Source organism: Streptomyces sp. NPDC042346, from assembly GCF_055581845.1.
Genome location: NZ_JBVJEH010000007.1, coordinates 97,204 through 112,353, shown reverse-complemented (window position 1 = coordinate 112,353; position 15,150 = coordinate 97,204). Strand labels below are relative to the sequence as shown.

The following is a 15,150-nucleotide window of genomic DNA, read 5'->3' as shown; positions in this document are numbered from 1 at the left end:
CCGCTCAGAAGCCCGGTGCCGCTCAGAAGCTCGGTGCCGCTCAGATGCTCGGTGCCGCTCAGAAGCCCGGTGCCGCTCAGATGCTTGGTGCCGCTCAGAAGCCCGGTGCCGCTCAGGCTTCCCCGTACGCCTCGCCGCCGAGTGCGAGGGAGGCCGTGCCCGCCGTGGTGTCGGCGAGCCAGGCCTGGAAGGCGGGAACGTCCGCGTCCGGGAGGCCGATCTCGATCGTGACGGCCTCGGCGTACCGCACGTCCCGGACGGCGCGCCCGGTCGCCCGCAGGTCGTTCTCCAGCTTCCCGGCCCGCTGGTGGTCGACGGTGACGGTGGCGAGCCGGAAGCGCTGCCGGGTCACGGTGCCGAGCTCGTCCAGCGCCTCGCCGACGGCCCCGCCGTACGCGCGGATGAGTCCGCCGGCGCCGAGCTTCACGCCGCCGTAGTAGCGGGTGACGACGGCGGCGACGTAACGCATCTCACGGCGCAGGAGCATCTGGAGCATCGGGACGCCCGCCGTGCCGCCCGGCTCGCCGTCGTCGCTCGCCTTCTGGACGGAGGCGTCGGCGCCGAGGACGTACGCGAAGCAGTTGTGCGTGGCGGTGGGGTGCTCCTTGCGGATGCGCGCGACGAACTCCTGCGCCTCACGCTCGTCGGCGACGGGGGCGAGCGCGCAGAGGAAGCGCGAGCGGTTGATCTCGGTCTCGTGCACACCCTCGTGGGCCAGCGTGCGGTACTGCTCCTGCATTCCGCCAGCCTACGTTCCGTCCGCCTCGTACTCCCCGGCGGCCGGTTCGGGGGCGTCCGCGAGGCCCGCGTACGGCAGCGCGCGCAGCGCGAGGGCCCAGCCGAGGCGGGCCTCGCCGGACTCGCTGGAGCGGCCGGTGAGCTCGGCGATGCGGCCGATGCGGTTGAGGACGGTGTTGCGGTGGCAGTAGAGCAGTTCGGCGGCCCGGGCGGCCGAGCAGCCGTGGTCCAGCCAGACCCGGAGGGTGGTCAGGAGCGCGGCCCGCTCACCGCCGGTGGCGAGGACGGGCCCGAGGTGGACGGTGACGATCCGCTCGGCGATGTCGGCGCGCCCGCTGAGGAGCACCTGCGCGAGCCGGTCGTCGAAGGCGGCGGCCTCCCCGCTGGCCGCCGGGAGGGTACGGAGGGTCTGCTCGGCGAGCCGCAGGGCGCGGCCCGCGTGGGAGAGCCGCTCGAACTCCGGGGAGATCCCGGCGGTCGCGCCGGTGAGGTCCCGCAGGACGTCGAGGAGGGCGCGCGCGGCCGGGTCGGCGGCGCCCCGGGGGCCGGCGGCGGGGCGGCCGGGCGGGGTGTCGCGGCGGGGCAGCCGGACGATCCCGGCGTAGCGGCCGGAGCGGGGCCGCCAGAACGACCACATCCCCCGGGCCTCCAGGACGGGCGCCGGGTGGGGCGGGGCGGCCGGGTCCTGGGCGGCGACCACGACGACGTACCGGTCGTACGCGGGGACGCCGAGCGCGGCGGCCGCGGCCGAGGCGACCGCGGGGTCGTCGGCGCGGCCGTCGAGCAGCGCCTCGAAGAGGGCGACGCGCCGGGTGTCCTGGCGGCTCTGGAGCTCCAGCTGGGCGAGCCGGTACTCGTCGGCCATCGCGACGGAGTAGCGGTCGATGGTCTCCCAGACGCCGCTCGCCATGTCCAGCTCGACGTCCCTGCTGTCGGCCTCCCGGCCGGCCCGGGCCCTCAGGTGCTCGGCCATGACCTGCCAGAGGACCCGGCCGCCGCGCCGGTAGGCCTGGAGGACGGTGTCGAGGGGGACGCCCTGCTCGGCGCGGCGGCGGCCGGTCGCGCGGGCCGCCCGCTCGAAGTCGCCGCCGGTCGGGGCGAGGCCGCCGAAGTCCTCCAGGGCGCGCAGGAGGTTGTCGCGGCAGATCTCCCAGAGGTCGTCGCGGGTGACGGGGGCGTCGGACGCGTACGTACCGGAGTGGGCGCGGATGTCGTCGACGGCCCGGTCGGTGAGCCGGTCGACGCCGGCGAGGATCGCCGTGGAGAGGGCGCGCCGGAGCGCCCCGGAGCCGGCGTCGGATCCCAGGGGCGTGTGGGCGCCGCCGGGGCGGGGGGCGGCCGGGCTGTGCGTCATGGCTCGCACCGTAGCCCCGGGATTTGGCGAATGCCACGGGTCGCGCGCGGCAGCGGGGCCACTGCCCACCTCCGTACGCCACATGATGGGCACCTGCACATGGCATCCGGGCGGTGCGGCGGCGGATTCTGTGCCGTGTCACCCGATCGTTTACAGCGCTGTTAACTCCGCGCCTCTGGAGCGTGTCATGTCACTGAGCGTCGCCGGTGTCCTCGGCGAGTCGGCCCGTCACTTCCCCGACCGGATCGCGGTCGTCGAGGGCGCGGCCCGGGTCACGTACCGCGAGCTGTGGACGGAGGCGCTGCGCTGTGGCGCCGGGCTGCGGGAGGCGGGTCTGAAGCCGGGCGACCGGCTGGCCGTGCTGCTGCCGAACACCACCGAGTTCCTCCGCGTGTACTACGGCGCGCTCGCGGCGGGCGTGACCGTCGTGCCGGTGCACGCGCTGCTCGTCGCCGACGAGGTGCGGTACGTCCTGGAGCACAGCGGCGCGGTGGGGATCGTCAGCGGCGGGCCGCTGTGGGCGGTGGCCGACGAGGCCGCACGCGCGGCCGGGGTGCGGGCGTTCCAGGGAGCGCCCTCGGCGGCCGAGCCGCTGGAGGCGAGCGAGCCGGCCGACCCCGCGGACGTCGCCGTGATCCTCTACACGAGCGGGACGACGGGCCGCCCCAAGGGGGCCCTGCTGACCCACCTCAACATCGTCATGAACGCCTCGGTGGCCGCGCAGGACCTCCTCGGGCTCGGCGAGGGCGAGGTCGTCCTCGGCTGTCTGCCGCTCTTCCACAGCTACGGCCAGACCTGCGCGATGAACGGGACGCTGCGCGGGGGCGCGACGCTCGTGCTCATGCCCCGGTTCAGCGGCCCGGCCGCCCTGGACGTGCTCGCCGACGAGGGCGTGACGGTCTTCATGGGGGTGCCGACGATGTACCACGCGCTGGTGGAGGCCGCGGCGGTCTCCGGCCGGCGCCCGACGGCCCTGCGCGCCGCCGTCTCGGGCGGTGCCGCCCTGCCGGTCGCCGTCCTGGAGCGCTTCGAGGAGACCTTCCGTACGCAGGTCCTGGAGGGGTACGGCCTGACGGAGACCTCGCCGATCGCCACCTTCAACCAGCCGCATCTCGGCCGCCGGCCGGGGACGGTCGGGCACCCGGTGTGGGGCGTGGAGGTGGGGATCGCGGACGCGGCCGTGGAACGGGAGGTCCTGCTGCTCGCGGACGGCGAGGTCGGCGAGGTCGTGGTGCGCGGGCACAACGTCTTCGCGGGGTACCTCGACGACGCGGAGGCGACGGCGGCGGCGGTCGTGGACGGCTGGTTCCGCACGGGCGATCTGGGCGTCCTGGACGAGGACCGCTTCCTGCGGATCGTGGACCGGAAGAAGGACCTGGTCATCCGGGGCGGCTTCAACATCTACCCGCGGGAGGTCGAGGAGGTGCTCGTGCGCCATCCCTCGGTCTCGGAGGTCGCGGTGATCGGCGTCCCCGACGAGGCGAAGGGCGAGGAGGTGTGCGCCGTGGTCGTACGCCGGGAGGGCGCCGCCCCGCTCTCCGAGGACGAGCTCGTGGAGTGGTCGCGGGAGCGCCTCGGCCGCCACAAGTACCCCCGGATCGTGCGTTTCGTCGACGCGCTGCCGCTCGGCCCGACGGGCAAGGTCCTCAAGCGCGCGCTGGTGTCGGGGGGTTGACCGCGGGCCCTGCCCTGGCCGCATGATCTGGACGGTGCGTCACCGTCGACCGAGGAAAGGTGAATCGAGTGTCGGAGTACGTCGCGGAACGCGCCCAGGACGGTCCCGGGGCCCGCACGAGGAACGGCGTTCTGCGCGGCGCCCTGAAGGACGGCGTGGCGTCCTTCCTCGGGGTCGCTTACGCGCAGGCCCCCGTCGGGGCGCTGCGGTTCCGCGCGCCGGAGCCGGTGGAGGCCTGGGAGGGGGTACGGGAGGCCACCGCCTTCGGGCCGACGGCACCCAAGCGTCCCTACGCCCCGCCGCTCGACGCGCTGCTCCCCGACCCCGAGGTGGCGGGCGACGACTGCCTCAACCTCAACGTCTGGGCTCCCTGGCCGGCCGCAGGCGACGGCGACACCGCCGACGGCGGGCGCGCTGTCATGGTCTGGATCCACGGCGGGTCGCTGATCCACGGCTCCTCGGCGGTCCCCGTCTACGACGGCACCGCCTTCGCCCGGGACGGGGTGGTCCTCGTCTCGGTCAACTACCGGCTCGGCGTCGAGGGCTTCGGCGTCTTCCCCGACGCGCCCGCCAATCTGGGCCTGCGCGACCAGATCGCCGCGCTGGCCTGGGTGCGGGAGAACATCGCGGCCTTCGGCGGGGACCCGGACCTTGTCACCGTCTTCGGCGAGTCGGCCGGCGCGATCTCGATCGCCGCCCTGCTGGCCTCGCCGCTCGCGAAGGGCCTGTTCCGGCGGGCCGTGGTGCAGAGCGGCGCGCCGATCGCCCAGCCGCTCGCCACGGCCCGCCGCACCACGGAGGCGGTGGCCGCGCGGCTCAAGGTGCCGGCGACGGCGGAGGCGTTCGCGCGGGTGGACCGGGATCGGCTGCTCGCGGCGCAGACCGAGGTGACGGGCAAGGGCTCGCCGCTGAGCGGCGGGCACTCCTTCCAGATCGTCGTGGACGGCGAAGTCCTGCCGCGCGATCCGGCGGAGGCGCTCGCGGACGGCGCCTCGGCGGAGGTGGACCTGCTGATGGGCACGACCACGGAGGAGTACCGGCTGTGGTTCGTGCCCAGTGGAGTCACCGACCGGGTGGGGCCGTGGGTGCAGCGGCTGCTGCTCCGGAAGGCGAAGGTGCCGTCCCGGACGGCAAAGGTGTACCGCGCGGGCCGACCGTCGGAGAAGCCGGGCGAGGTCCTGGGGGCGCTCGCCACGGACAAGCTGCTGCGGATCCCGCTGAACACGCTCGCGGACGCCCGGCTGCGCTCGGACGCACCCGCAGGAACGTATCTGTACGAGTTCGGCTGGCGCTCGCCCGTCCTCGATCTCGGCGCCTGCCACGCCCTCGAACTGGGCTTCGTCTTCGACACGCTCGACCTGCCGGAGACCCGCGCGCTGACCGGCCCGGAGGCTCCCCAGGAGCTGGCGACGGCGATGCACGCCGCCTGGGTGGCCTTCGCCGCGACGGGCGAGCCGGGCTGGCGGCGGTGGGACCCGGCGCGGCCGGTGATGGCCTTCGGGCCGGACCTGCCGTCCCTGGTCGAGGCGCCGCGCGAGGCGGAGCGGCGCGCCTGGGAGGCCTGAGACTCCCAGGCGCGTCACGCCCCGTGCACTCCCGCGACATCACACCTCGTTCACTCGCGCGACGTCACGGCCCGTGTACTCGCGCGGCGTCACGCCCCGTTCATTCCCGCGGTGTCACGACCCGTTCCGGCACGCGTCGGCGAACTCGTCGCTGTCGCCGGCCCGGTCCTTCTCGGCGTTCGTCGGTCCGCGCTGGGCGAGTGCGCAGAGCCGCTCGATCGACTCGTCGGCGTCGAGAGGGACCGTGTAGGCACGGGAGCCCTCGACCGCGGTGATCCGGTCGCCGCCGGCGTTCGGCGACAGCGTGGTGTCATAGCGCACCCAGTAGCGGTACCGCACGTCCTTCTTCCGGGTGTCCCAGACCACTTGCTCGCCGGCCCGGGTCGTGGTGTGCAGCGTGTCGCCCCGTGCGTCGAGGAAGCGGCCCAGCGCGTGGACGCCGTCGTCGGTGAGGACACCGTCCCACTTCCTGCGCTCGATGTTCCAGAGGCGGACGGATCCGTTCGCGTACTGCACGGCGAGACGCCTCCCGTCCGGGGAGACGAGTAGCCCGCGGGCGGATTCGCCGTGCTCCTCCCGGGCGATCCACCGGGTGTACTCGCCGGTGTCGAAGTCCCATGCGCCGACCTCGCCGACGGTCCGCACGACCGCCTTGCGCGTGCCGGGCAGGGCGACGCCCCAGGTGCCCGCCGCCGCGTTGGCGAGGGCTCCCTTCTCCTGTTCCGAGGGCTGGTACGGCCGGCCGTCCTGCCTGCCCGTGCCGAGGTTCCAGCGGGACATGTAGGACAGGCCCGAGATCACGGCGTGCTCGTCGTCGGCGAAGGAGGTGGTGATCCAGGCCGGGGTGAGGCCGGTCAGCGGGTCGGGTCCCTGGGCGGTGAGATCGGGCGGGGACGGCAGGGTCAGCTCGTGCTCCACGGCCAGGGTGTGCGTGGTGCCGGACCCCGGACCACCGTCGGTGAGGCGCCAGACGAGCACGCTCCGCTGGTCCTCCGTGACGGTCAGGACGCGGGTGCCGCCGGGGCTGAAGGAGGCGTAGAAGCGGGCCAGCGGCTTCGGTGACCGGGCCAGGCCCATCAGCCGGCGGGTCTTCAGGTCCCACAGCTCCAGCACGTCGCTCCGGGCGGAGACGACCGCGAGGCGCTCGTGTTCCCCGTCGGCGGTGCGGAAGCCGCCGAGCAGGACATGGGTGTCGAAGGAGTCCGGGGGGCGTACGCGTACGGTGACGATGCTGCCGCCGGCCGACACAGCGGCCCGCAGGTCGTCCGGCGGGCCGGTGAGGGCGACCGCCGGAAGGCCGTTCCGGCCGGTGATGCCGGCGTCCTCGGGTGCGGGGGACGGCACGTCGAACGTCCCCGGCCACCCCTTCTCCAGGTCGACGACGAGGAAGCGCATCCGGCCGAGGTCGCCGCCCATCCGGCCCACCGGGTTGACGAGGTAGCGGCCCGTGGCGTCGAGGCGGGGCACCCGGAGCGGACAGAGCTGCACCGCCGTGGTGGCGTACGACTGCGTGCGCCGCGGCCGGCTGCCGAGTCGCCACACTTCGAGAGCGCCCTGCGCGGTGCAGGTCACCAGGGTCCTGCCGTCACCGCTCACGGTCGCGGAGGCGGTCGTCAGGTCGCCCCAGGGGCGATGCGGTTCCCCCGTCGCGAGGTTCCAGGTCAGCAGGCGGCCCCGCGTGTCGTCCCGGCTCGCTCCGGCGGGCACGATCCGGCCCACCACCGTGCTGTCCGCCCCGAACCACGCCTCGACCGCGTCCCAGTCCTTCGGCGGGGTGAGCGTCCGGCCGACGCGGCCTCCGTCGCCGGTACGCCACACCAGCACGCCCTCCCGGCGGATCGCCGCGAGGACCCGGTCCCCTGCACCGTCGAAGCGGAGGTCGCTTGCGGGGCGCGGGTTCCGCTTCACGGCCTCGGTCCCGCGCAGCGAGACGTACCGGGCCTTGGCCTTGGGGTCGAAGGCCGCCTCCTCCGAGGCGTGGACCCCCAGGGAGACGACGCCCCACCCGCTCGACCGTGCCATGACACGGCCGTCCGGCGAGACGACGAACCGCGCGTTGTCGCCGGTACGGGTCCGCGCCCGCGGCACGGGCCGTGCGACGTCCGCCTCGCGCAGGTCGAGCGGAATGACGTCGCCGTTGTCCAGCAGGGAGTACAGCTGCTCACCGGAGCCGGTGAAGGAGAGGTCCTCGACGTCGGACAGGCCCTCCATGACGACGTGCTCGACGTCCTTCATCCGGAGGTGTTGGGCGATCAGCGTCGATCGGGCCGTCTGCCGGTCCTCGGTCTCGAAGGCGGCGACGGCGAACAGCGACGAGGCGGCGAGGGACACGCTGTCCAGCGCGGCCGCCTGCTGGGCCAGCCGGTCGGAGGTGAGCCGTCGCTGCTCCGCCTCCATGCCCCGGTAGAGGACCGCGCCCACGAGGAGTCCCAGGGTGGAGACGACGGCGACGAGCGCGGTGAGCTGCCGCACCCGCCGTGCCCGGGTGGCGCTCCGCGCGGCCTCCCGGCTTCTGCGGTCGCGCAGTTCCGCACCGCACCGCACCGGATGAACGCGCGGTCGTCCGCCGTGAGTTCCTCCCCGCGCGCCGCGAGGCGCTCTTCGGCCAGGGCGAGGGCGGGATCCTCGAGGAGGAGGCCGTCGGGCCTGCCGTCCTCGCGCCAGCGCTGCCCGTCGTACCGCAGCGTGCCCAGCCACTCCAGGAAGGCCCGGTCCTCGGCGAGCAGCTCGGCGAGGGGGTGCCAGTGTTCGATGAGCGCCTCGTGCGCGAGCTCCACCGTCTCGTGCCCCTCCTCGTCCGCGCCGAGCACGAGGATGCGGGAATCGGCCAGTTCGCGGGCCACGGCCCACCGTTCCTCGCCCGCGTCGCTCCGGAGCAGCCGCGCTCGCAGCGGCGTCCGTGTTCCCGGCGGGATGCTCACCAGGGCGCGCAGCAGGCTCGTCGCGGCCGGCGAGGGCGCATCGCCCTGTGCGGCGTTCCAGGCCGCGTCCGCCCGCTCGCCGAGGGCGCGGCCGACGCCTCCGAGCCGTTCGTAGACGTCGAACCGGAGGCGGCCGTCCCGGCGCTGCTCCCACAGCGTCTCCAGCAGGAAGCCGAGCAGTGGCAGCGCCCCGGGACGCCCCACGGTGTCCTCGACGATCCGCGCGGCGAGACCGGCGCCGTACCGGACGCCGGGTATCCCGTCGAGCGGCCGTACGACGGCGTCGGTGAGCTGCTGAGCGGTCATCGGCCCCAGTTGGTGGGCGGGCGCGCCGCCGACGAGGCGGCCCAGGTCCGGATGGCTGAGCATCGCGTCCTGGAAGTCGGAGCGGACCACCGTGAGCACCCGGGTGCCGGGGCGCGCCGCGGCCTCCAGGAGCCGGTCGACGGTGGCGCGCAGCTCGGCTTCCGGGAGGGCGAGGAGGGCTTCGGCCTGGTCGACGGCGACGACGACGCGCCGCTGTCCGCCGGCCACCTCCGGTGTGATCGGCCGGCCGGAGACGGCGCGCACCAGGACGACCTCGACGCCCTGCTCCCTGAGGCGGGGCAGGACACCGGCCATGAGGAGGGAGGACTTGCCGGATCCCGAGGGCCCGGTCAGGGTGACGCAGCCCGTCGGCCCGTCGGTCTCCAGGAGCCCGAGGACGGCCGCGACATCGGCGTCCCGGCCGAAGAAGTCCCGGGTGTCGTGCTCGGTGAACGCGTGCAGTCCGGGGAACGGGGACCGTGGGGCGAGGAGCCCGGAGAGCGCGGGGATCTGGGCGGTGATGGTGCGCGTCGGGATGCAGAAGCTCTGGCCGCGCGCCTGGGAGGCGGTCGCCGTGACGACGCCGACGACGGCCCCTGTCACCTTGTCCCACACGGCCGCGCCGCTGAAGCCTGGGCGGATCGGGTCCGAGGGGCCGTCCGGGGACATCTGCAGCCAGCCGACGCCGGTGCGTCCGTGGAGCGTGGCGTTGTGCCAGCCGCCCTCCGCCACGTTGTCGGGCAGCCCGAGGACGACGGCCGGGTGCGCCATGGTCGACGGCGGATCGGCCATGGTGACCGGCCGCGCGCCGGGCAGGGCGCCGGCGAGCCGGAGCACGGCGAGGTCCCCGCGGCCGTCCGGGTGCTCGGGGACCCAGTCCCGGATCCGCGCCGTGACGGTCGCCGCTCCCCCGCCGGCCTGGAGGAGCCGGACGTCCAGCGTGGCGGGTGGCCGCTCGGTGTGTCCGCGCGGCAGGCCGGCCGCGTCGGTGACGACGTGGGCGCAGGTGAGGACGAGGCGCGGGGCGATCAGTACGCCGACACCGGCGACGCCGGACGGGCCGGCGATCCGCACCGTGGCGGCGGAGAGCATCTCCTCGGCGATCTCGTCGGCGATCTCGCCGTGGGAGTGGGGCGGCCGCTCGGTCATGACTCGTCCGCTCCCTCTCAGCCGGCCCGGCGCGCGATGTCCGACCAGTTCAGGGTGACGGTGAAGTTCGCCTCGGTCCCCGTCGTCGCGATGACGACATCGGCACCGGCGGTGAGCGAGATGCCGAACTCCAGGCCGATCTCGTCCGGAGGGTTGTCCATCTGCGTGAACCGGGACACGAAGCTCTCCGCCACGGGCCGTACGGCGTCCAGCATCTGGTCGAGCGTGCGCGTCGCCTGGACGGCGGCGCGCGTACCGCGTCCGACCCGGGTGACCGCGTCCTCGGTCTCCCTGATCCGTACCAGAACCGGCTCGTCGCCGGGCCGCCCCGTCGGGACCTGCACCGTCACCTCGGCCATCGTGTGCGCACTCCTGTTCCCGTCGGCCACTCGAACGACACGAGCTGACATCAGAGGGAGCGGCGCAGTCAAGGCCACGGGGAGCCAACTGCTGTCCGGGACAGCCCAGTTGGCATTGCGGGAATCCCCTCGCCGCCGCGTCTGTTGGACTGTCCGACGGCGCCGGACCGGCGCCGTCGAGTCACGGTCCTCAGGAGGCAGAGCGTGTACGGCACCCCAGAGACAATCCGCCAGATCCTCACCCAGAGCGGCGAGACCTGGGCGGTCGTCGGTCTGTCGTCGAACGAGCGGCGGGCGGCCTACGGAGTCGCGGCGGTCCTGCAGCGCTTCGGCAAGCGGATCGTCCCCGTGCACCCGAAGGCCGAGACGGTCCACGGCGAGCAGGGCTACCCGTCCCTGGAGGCCATCCCCTTCCCGGTCGACGTCGTGGACGTGTTCGTGAACAGCGAGCTGGCGGGCCAGGTCGCCGACGAGGCCGTCGCGATCGGCGCCAAGGCGGTCTGGTTCCAGCTGGACGTGATCGACGAGGCCGCGTTCGCCCGTACCCGTGAGGCGGGGCTGGAGATGGTCATGGACCGCTGCCCCGCCATCGAGATCCCGCGCCTCGGCTGACGGGGCGGGAGCCCGGGGGCGGGACCCCCAGCTTCTCCGGGACCCCGCGCCACGGGACCCGCCTCAGGCGACCGGGACGCCGAGGCCCTCCAGGACGACCGCGCCGGGGAGTTGAGCGAAGGCCTTCCCCGGGACGATGAGCTTGCCGCGCCTCCGGCCGCTGCCGACGAGGACCCACTCGGTGTCCACGACGGCGGCGTCCACGAGGAGCGGCCAGTCGGCCGGGAGCCCGACGGGGGTGATCCCGCCGTACTCCATGCCGGTCTCGCCGATCGCGGTGTCCATGGGCGCGAACGAGGCCTTGCGGGCGCCGAGGTGCTTGCGTACGACGCCGTTGACGTCGACCCGGGTCGCCGACTTCACGACACAGGCGGCCAGGGTCGTCGTCTCGCCCCGCTTGCCCGCGACGACCACGCAGTTGGCGGACTCGTCGAGCAGCGTGGGCCCGTAGTGCTCCACGAAGACGGCGGTGTCGGCGACGGCCGGGTCGGTGTCCACGTACAGGAGCCGGTCGGCCGGTACGGGGCCCTGCCAGGCGCGGAGTGCGGCGGCGACGGGCCCGGTCAGCTCGTCGAGGCAGTCGGGGGCGGGGCGGGCGTTGTCGAAGTCTCCGATGGGTGCGCGCATGCACCGCACGCTAACAACGGGCGCCCGGGTCGTGGACGCCCGTCTCAGCGTGCGGGCGGGATGGAGACGGCCATCGTCATCTCGACCGGCTCGTCGCCGTCGTTGCGGTAGGTGTGCGAGACGCTCGCCTCGAAGACCGCGGACGTACCGGCCGGCAGGGTGTGCTCCGCGTCGTCGACGACGAGCGTGAGGACTCCGGTGGTGACGTGCAGGAGCTCGGTCGTGCCCTCGGGGTGCGGGTCGGAGGCGCTGCCCTCGCCCGGCATGAGGGTCCAGGACCAGAGTTCCAGCGGGCCGCGGGCCTCGGTGCCGACGAGGAGGGTGGTGTGGCTGCCAGTAGAGGTGGACCACATGCGGACGGCCTGGTCGGGCGGGACCAGTCGGACCTGGGGGCCCTGCTCGTAGTCGAGGAGGGTCGTGATGGAGACGCCGAGGGCGTCCGCCAGCTTCACGGTGGTGCCGACGCTGGGGTTGGTCCTGGCCTGTTCGATCTGGATGATCATGCCCCGGCTGACCCCGGCCCGGGCGGCGAGCGCGTCCAGGGTGAAACCCCGCTCCTTGCGCCAGCGCTTCAGGTTCCGGGCGAGCGACTGCGTGAGCTGATCGAGGTCCGACACATTCCGTCCAATATTTTGGATGACAGAGTTCAATGCATTGAACTACGGTGGGCTGTACCCGACTGTTCACTGCACTGTACTGCGTGCCGCCGCACGCGACTGCGAGGATCCATGACCGCCCTGTTCGCCCTGGCCACCGCCCTGCTGTGGGGCCTCGCCGACTTCGGCGGCGGGCTGCTCACCCGCCGGATCCCGGCCCTCACGGTCGTCGTGGTCTCCCAGATCCTCGCGGTCCTCGTCCTCGGCACCCTCGTCCTCGCGACCGGAGCCTGGACCGAGGCGGGCCCCCAGCTCTGGTACGCGGTCGGGGCCGGCGTCGTCGGCCCGGCGGCCATGCTCGCCTTCTACAAGGCGCTCGCCCTCGGCCCCATGGGCGTGGTCTCGCCGCTCGGTTCGCTCGGCGTCGTCGTCCCCGTCTCGGTCGGCCTGTTCCTGGGCGACCGACCCGGGCTCCTCCAGCTCGCCGGCGTCGCCGTGGCGATCGTCGGGGTGACCCTCGCGGGCGGCCCCGAGCTGCGCGGCGCCCCCGTCCAGCGCCAGGCCGTCCTGCTCACCCTGTTCGCGGCCTTCGGCTTCGGCTCGGTGATGGCCCTCATCGCGGAGTCCTCCACCACCGTCACGGGCCTGTTCCTCGCCCTCCTCGTACAGCGGGTCACCAACGTCCTGGTGGGCGGCGGCGCCCTCTACGTCTCCGTGCGCCGCGGCGGCCGGGCCCTCCCCGAGGGCGGCCCCGCCGTCATCCGCGCGGCGCTCCCGGCCCTCGCCTTCGTCGGCCTCGCGGACGTCGCGGCCAACGGTACGTACGCGATCGCCGCCCAGCAGGGACCGGTCGTGGTCGCGGCGGTCCTCGCCAGTCTCTACCCGGTCGTCACGGCCCTGGCGGCGTTCGCGTTCCTCAAGGAACGCCTCCGCCCGGTCCAGGCGGCGGGCGCGGCCCTCGCCCTCGGCGGCACGGTCCTCTTGGCAGCGGCCTGACGGACCGGGAAGCACGACCGGCGGCACACCGCTACGAGGACGTGCCCGCCTGCTCGACCTCCCAGGCCGCGAGCGCCGCGAGCTGTTCCGCGGTCACGTCGGCCGGGAGCGGGACCGGGGCCGGGGTGCGCAGCGGGGGCTGCCAGCCCTTCTCCGGGTCCCAGCTGCGGACGACCCTGGCCGGGGCGCCGGCGACCACCGAGTGGTCGGGCACCTCGCCGCGGACGACCGCGCCCGCGGCGACGACCACGTTCCGGCCGATGCGCGCGCCGGGCAGGACGACCGCTCCCGTACCGAGCCAGCAGCCGGAGCCGATGGAGACCGGCTCCGAGCGGGGCCACTGGCGGCCGATGGGCTCGTCCGGGTCGTCGTAGCTGTGATTGGTCGAGGTGATGTAGACGTACGGGCCGCAGTAGGTGTCCGAGCCGATGGTCACCGTCGTGTCGGCGATGACATGGCTGCCGCGGCCGAGGACCACCCCGTCCCCGAGGGTCAGGACCGTCTCCGTGCCGAGGTCGAGGCCCGGCAGCATCCCCGCCGTCAGCGTGACCTGCTCGGCGATGATGCAGCACTCGCCGATCTCGATCCACCGCTCGCCGAAGACCGTGCCCTGCGGGAAGGCGAGCCGGGTCCCGGCGCCGAGGCGGCGGAAGCGCAGCCTGCCCGGGTGCTCGGCGGTGACGGAACCGGCCTGCTGCGCCCAGCGCCAGCAGCCCTGCACGGCGCCGGCGACGACCCTGCGCCGCCAGGCGGCGAGGGAAGAGAACGTGTTTCTGTTCCTGGGCACCCGGCCACGGTAGTCGGCGGCGTCGTACCTGATCAGTGCGGTGCGCTGTGATGTCCGTCATGAGCACGGCATAGGGTGCGGCCGGGGGCGACCCCGGGCGTGACACGACGGCTGACGATCAGGAGCGAACCATGACAGAGGCGTTGATCAAGGGTGTGGGCGGCAAGGAGCCGCAGATCGACCCGACCGCGTTCACGGCCCCGACCTCCGTGGTGCTGGGCGAGGTGACGCTCGGCGCCCGCGCGAGCATCTGGTACCACACCGTGCTGCGGGCGGACTGCGGTCCCATCGCGATCGGTGAGGACTCCAACATCCAGGACAACAGCACGGTCCACGTCGACCCCGGCTTCCCCGTCTCGATCGGGGCCCGGGTGACCGTCGGCCACAACGCCACCGTGCACGGCTGCGTGATCGAGGACGACGTCCTCGTCGGGATGGGCGCGACGGTCCTCAACGGGGCGCGGATCGGCGCGGGCTCCCTCGTCGCCGCCCAGGCGCTCGTCCCTCAGGGCATGGAGATCCCGCCGGGCTCGCTGGTCGCGGGTGTCCCGGCGAAGGTGCGGCGCCCGCTGACGGAGGAGGAGAAGGCGGGCATCAAGCTGAACGCCGAGATGTACCTGCTCCTTGCCAAGGGCCACGCGGAGGCCTTCGAGGACTGAGCCACGAAGGACCTGAGCGGCGGAGGCCTCAGCGGCGGAGGCCTGAGCGGCGGACGACCTAGCGGCAGACGACCGAGCCGCACACGAAGAGGGCGGCACCCTTCACGGGTGCCGCCCTCTTCCGCTTCTGCGCCTGTCGTCAGTCCGCGACGGCGACCGGCTCCGGGTCCGCGGTCTCCGGCCGCTCCGCCGCCGCCTTCTTGGCACGGTTCTTGATGATCAGCATCGACGCGACACCGATCAGCACGGCGAGGACGAGACCCAGCCAGGAGAAGCGCTTGAGCCAGGCCTCGGCGACGATGCCGACCGAATAGATGACGGCCGTGGTGCCGCCGGCCCACAGGATGCCGCCGAGGACGTTGGCGATGAGGAACTTCCAGTACGGCATGTGCAGGACGCCGGCGAGGGGCCCGGCGAAGATGCGCAGCAGGGCGATGAAGCGGCCGAAGAAGACCGCCCACATGCCCCACTTCTGGAAGGAGCGCTCGGCGAGTGCGATGTTCGCCTCGCCGAAGTGTTTCGGGAACTTCTTCCCCAGCCAGGCGAGCAGCGGCCGGCCGCCCTTGCGGCCGATGGCGTAGCCGATCGAGTCGCCGATGATCGCGCCGGCGGTGGCGCAGGCACCGAGGACGTACGGGTTGATGTCGCCGTGCTGCGAGGCGAGCAGCGCCGAGCTCACGAGCACGATCTCGCCGGGCAGCGGGATGCCCAGGCTCTCCAGCCCGATCACCACGCCCACCAGCGCGTAGATCGCGACCGCCGGGATCGTCTCCAGCCATTCCTGCACGTGCAACGCGGTTCCTCCC

The 15,150-nt window shown here is 73.9% G+C and carries 13 protein-coding genes; 5 read left to right on the top strand and 8 right to left on the bottom strand.

The annotated features are described in order from the left end of the window. Window positions 1-112: 112 nt before the first annotated feature. Window positions 113-739, bottom strand: a complete 627-nt coding sequence (locus ACZ6K0_RS26700; RefSeq protein ID WP_469232537.1) for a YigZ family protein — start codon at window positions 737-739, stop codon at window positions 113-115. 9 nt (window positions 740-748) lie between these two features. Then, window positions 749-2,092 carry a PucR family transcriptional regulator gene (locus tag ACZ6K0_RS26695; RefSeq protein WP_469232539.1) on the bottom strand — a complete coding sequence of 448 codons (1,344 nt, stop codon included), beginning with the start codon at window positions 2,090-2,092 and terminating at the stop codon, window positions 749-751. Between the two features lie 187 nt (window positions 2,093-2,279). Here ACZ6K0_RS26695 and ACZ6K0_RS26690 point away from each other — a divergent pair, with 187 nt between their 5' ends. Further along, window positions 2,280-3,767 (top strand): long-chain-fatty-acid--CoA ligase, encoded by a 1,488-nt coding sequence (locus ACZ6K0_RS26690; RefSeq protein ID WP_469232541.1) that lies wholly within the window; start codon window positions 2,280-2,282, stop codon window positions 3,765-3,767. 68 nt (window positions 3,768-3,835) lie between these two features. Then, window positions 3,836-5,332, top strand: a complete 1,497-nt coding sequence (locus ACZ6K0_RS26685) for a carboxylesterase/lipase family protein (RefSeq protein WP_469232543.1) — start codon at window positions 3,836-3,838, stop codon at window positions 5,330-5,332. A gap of 2,252 nt (window positions 5,333-7,584) precedes the next feature. Here ACZ6K0_RS26685 and ACZ6K0_RS26680 read toward each other — a convergent pair. Further along, a complete protein-coding gene (locus ACZ6K0_RS26680; RefSeq protein ID WP_469232545.1) occupies window positions 7,585-9,708 on the bottom strand; it encodes a serine protease in 2,124 nt (707 codons plus the stop codon). Between the two features lie 17 nt (window positions 9,709-9,725). Beyond that, window positions 9,726-10,067, bottom strand: a complete 342-nt coding sequence (locus ACZ6K0_RS26675; RefSeq protein ID WP_376396974.1) for a CU044_2847 family protein — start codon at window positions 10,065-10,067, stop codon at window positions 9,726-9,728. A gap of 204 nt (window positions 10,068-10,271) precedes the next feature. Between ACZ6K0_RS26675 and ACZ6K0_RS26670 the strand changes: the two genes are divergently transcribed. Next, on the top strand, window positions 10,272-10,679 hold the full coding sequence (locus tag ACZ6K0_RS26670) for a CoA-binding protein (RefSeq protein WP_469232547.1): 408 nt from the start codon (window positions 10,272-10,274) through the stop codon (window positions 10,677-10,679). 63 nt (window positions 10,680-10,742) lie between these two features. On the opposite strand, the gene ACZ6K0_RS26665 is transcribed toward ACZ6K0_RS26670, so the two are convergent. Together ACZ6K0_RS26665 and ACZ6K0_RS26660 are read right to left on the bottom strand one after the other, a co-directional pair. Then, entirely contained in the window at window positions 10,743-11,306 is a 564-nt protein-coding gene (locus ACZ6K0_RS26665) for a YbaK/EbsC family protein (RefSeq protein WP_376396979.1), read from the bottom strand. A gap of 44 nt (window positions 11,307-11,350) precedes the next feature. Next, window positions 11,351-11,923 (bottom strand): helix-turn-helix domain-containing protein, encoded by a 573-nt coding sequence (locus tag ACZ6K0_RS26660; protein ID WP_469232549.1) that lies wholly within the window; start codon window positions 11,921-11,923, stop codon window positions 11,351-11,353. 111 nt (window positions 11,924-12,034) lie between these two features. Between ACZ6K0_RS26660 and ACZ6K0_RS26655 the strand changes: the two genes are divergently transcribed. Further along, on the top strand, window positions 12,035-12,898 hold the full coding sequence (locus ACZ6K0_RS26655; protein WP_469232551.1) for an EamA family transporter: 864 nt from the start codon (window positions 12,035-12,037) through the stop codon (window positions 12,896-12,898). A gap of 31 nt (window positions 12,899-12,929) precedes the next feature. Here ACZ6K0_RS26655 and ACZ6K0_RS26650 read toward each other — a convergent pair whose 3' ends face one another. Further along, window positions 12,930-13,685 carry an acyltransferase gene (locus ACZ6K0_RS26650; RefSeq protein WP_376396986.1) on the bottom strand — a complete coding sequence of 252 codons (756 nt, stop codon included), beginning with the start codon at window positions 13,683-13,685 and terminating at the stop codon, window positions 12,930-12,932. A 131-nt stretch (window positions 13,686-13,816) separates the two neighbouring features. On the opposite strand from ACZ6K0_RS26650, the gene ACZ6K0_RS26645 reads away from it, so the two are divergent. After that, window positions 13,817-14,344, top strand: coding sequence for a gamma carbonic anhydrase family protein (locus ACZ6K0_RS26645; protein ID WP_376396989.1), 528 nt, complete (start codon window positions 13,817-13,819; stop codon window positions 14,342-14,344). 139 nt (window positions 14,345-14,483) lie between these two features. Here the strand turns inward: ACZ6K0_RS26645 and ACZ6K0_RS26640 are convergent, their stop codons facing one another. Then, window positions 14,484-15,137 (bottom strand): DedA family protein, encoded by a 654-nt coding sequence (locus ACZ6K0_RS26640; protein WP_376396992.1) that lies wholly within the window; start codon window positions 15,135-15,137, stop codon window positions 14,484-14,486. Between the last annotated feature and the right edge of the window lie 13 nt (window positions 15,138-15,150).